Annotated in this window: 4 protein-coding genes and 1 pseudogene; all 5 read left to right on the forward strand. The window is 50.9% G+C overall.

The genetic code is table 11. The features are described 5' to 3' along the window. Positions 1-588 (forward strand): neutral zinc metallopeptidase (locus Q0314_RS03020; protein ID WP_298056368.1); only part of this gene is annotated, 588 nt, incomplete at its 5' end. 212 nt (positions 589-800) lie between these two features. Next, on the forward strand, positions 801-1,241 hold the full coding sequence (locus Q0314_RS03025) for a twin-arginine translocation signal domain-containing protein (RefSeq protein WP_298056370.1): 441 nt from the start codon (positions 801-803) through the stop codon (positions 1,239-1,241). A gap of 68 nt (positions 1,242-1,309) precedes the next feature. Then, entirely contained in the window at positions 1,310-1,735 is a 426-nt protein-coding gene (locus Q0314_RS03030; protein WP_298056373.1) for an aldo/keto reductase, read from the forward strand. A gap of 3 nt (positions 1,736-1,738) precedes the next feature. After that, complete coding sequence (locus Q0314_RS03035; RefSeq protein ID WP_298056376.1) at positions 1,739-1,888, forward strand: hypothetical protein; 150 nt, start codon at positions 1,739-1,741, stop codon at positions 1,886-1,888. Between the two features lie 50 nt (positions 1,889-1,938). Further along, positions 1,939-2,331 (forward strand): annotated as a pseudogene (locus Q0314_RS03040) (hypothetical protein); the annotation flags it as partial.

A 2,331-nucleotide genomic window follows, 5' to 3' on the forward strand; every position in this document is an offset into this window, starting at 1 on the left:
GAGGACGTGTGGAGCAAGGTGTTTAAGGCGAGCGGCGCGCAGTACAAGGAGCCTAGTTTGGTACTTTTTAGGGACGCGGTCTCTAGCGCGTGCGGCACGGCGAGCTCGCAGACGGGGCCTTTTTACTGCCCCGCGGACAAAAAAGTCTATCTGGATCTTAGCTTTTTTGACGAGCTAGAGGCCAAATACAAGGCCGCGGGCGACTTCGCGCAGGCCTACGTGATCGCCCATGAGGTCGGACATCACGTGCAAAATTTACTAGGCACGCTCGGTAAAATAAACGAGCTAAAATCGCGCACCAAAAGCCCTATCGAGCAAAACGCCTTGCAAGTCAAAGTCGAGCTGCAGGCCGACTGCTATGCGGGCGTCTGGGCGCACTACATGGGGCGCTACAAGGTGCTAGAAGACGGCGACATCGAGGAGGCGCTAAACGCCGCTAGCGCGATAGGCGACGATGCGCTGCAGAAAAAATACCAAGGCCGCGTGACGCCAGACTCGTTCACGCACGGCTCGTCAAAACAGCGTATGACGTGGTTTAAAAAGGGATTTGAAGGCGGACAGCCAAGCTCCTGCGCGTTTGAGATCTAAATTTGACTTTTTAGCTCTGGACCCAGTTTGGCGAGCGTAAATTTTTACTCGGGCGTATTTAGATAAATTTAAATGCGGCTTTTTCAGACCTTGTTTGTCGCAAGCAAATTTTAGATTTCCGTGATTTTAAATAAATTTGGGCGCGGCGGTGCCTTTTGTTTTGCAAATTTAAATTTAGCCAAGCAATCGATAAAATCAAAAATGGAGCGAAAATGCAAAGAAGGGACTTCATAAAGGGCGCGGCGACTTGTGCGGCGGGGCTTGCTGTAGGGCTGGATTTGTTTGCCGAGCAGACTAGCAAGACCAATGTGGTAAATTTGACGGACGGCGTAGATCTAAGCGGTGCGAAAAATCTCGGCGAGAGGCTTGCTGCGATGACGCCATATCTCACGCTAAATAATAGAATTTTGATGCCGATCGTCGGACTTAGCGCAGCTAAATTTGATGATTTGAAAGACAAAAATGCGCTGGGGGCGGCTCTAGGCCTAGGCTACCGCCTGATCGATACGGACGGAGACGAGGAGGGTGTAGCAGCTGCATTTGCGGCTAGCGGCTTAGAGCGCGGACAGCTATTTATCCAAAGCGCGCTCGAGGCTCAAAACGGCAATGAAAGCGGCATGATAAAAAGCTTTGAGCGCTCACTAAAAAACTAAATATCGACTACGTCGATCTACTTTTACTGCGCGTAGGGGCGGGCGATGTTAGCCTTGCTTGGGGCGTTTTGCAGCGGCTTTACCGTGAGGGACTTGCGGCGTCGATCGGCATTTGCGATTACCCTGGAGAATTTGGAGTCGAAAATTTAGCCAAAATCGAGCAAGGTAGCGAAGTTAAACCCGCGGTTTATCAGACGCGCTCTAGCTCCTATCTGCGGCGCTTTGCTGCGCGCGGCAAGGTGACCGACCATGACGTGCAAGTACAGCTGCTATATGAGCCCGGCGAAGAGCTAAAAAAGCTCGCGCTTGCGCAAATCAGCGAGAAATACGGTAAAACGCGGATGCAAATCATCTTGCGTTGGCTCGTACAACACGGGGTTTGCGCGGTAGTAAACTCCGATAGCAAGGAGCGATTGCTTGAAAATATCGATATTTTCGGCTTTGAGCTCGCGGACGAGGACGCCGCACAGGTAGAAAAGCTCTGGCGGAGCTAGTAGGTGGACGAGGCCGGTTTTGCGCTCAAATTTACGCGTCTTAAATTCGGCAAGCTTGGGTTGATGGTAAATTTTAAGAGCGTTTTGCTTATTTGCCGAGCTAAATTTGCTGGCTTTAGAGACGTTAAATTTAGCTTTAGCGGTCTTGGCTAAAATTTCGCGAATCGCAGCGAAAAAGCGGACAACAAACCTAAGGAAAATCAATGAAAAACTTGGACTATGAGGCGCTTAAGGCGGAGTGGCAAAAAGAGTGGAACGAAAAGGGCGAGAAATATGCCAAGGCCGTAAACGATATGGTGGCCTTTGCCGAGGTGCACGGCTGGGACGCCTACAAGGGCGAGGATGCGGTCGATGAGCGCGAGGGTATGACGCAGCTTTGCGAGGCGGTTTTTGCGCTACTAAAGGAGGCTAATGAACGGGGCGAAACGGAGAAGTTTAGAGCTGATTTTCCGCCCTCAAACATTATCTTTGAGGGGTGCGAGGATGAAGCGGGCAACGCTGGCGAAAAGGATAAAATAGGAGACAAGCTAGGCAATGTCGATCAAATTTGTGCTTTGCGCAGCGAGAACGTCCTTTTTATCGTCTCGCAAAGCGAG

This window comes from uncultured Campylobacter sp., assembly GCF_938040115.1.
Lineage (GTDB): Bacteria > Campylobacterota > Campylobacteria > Campylobacterales > Campylobacteraceae > Campylobacter_A.

Excerpts from the sequence above, each read along its gene's own strand:
- Q0314_RS03025 (WP_298056370.1), top strand. The coding sequence starts at position 801 with ATGCAAAGAAGGGACTTCATAAAGGGCGCGGCGACTTGTGCGGCGGGG.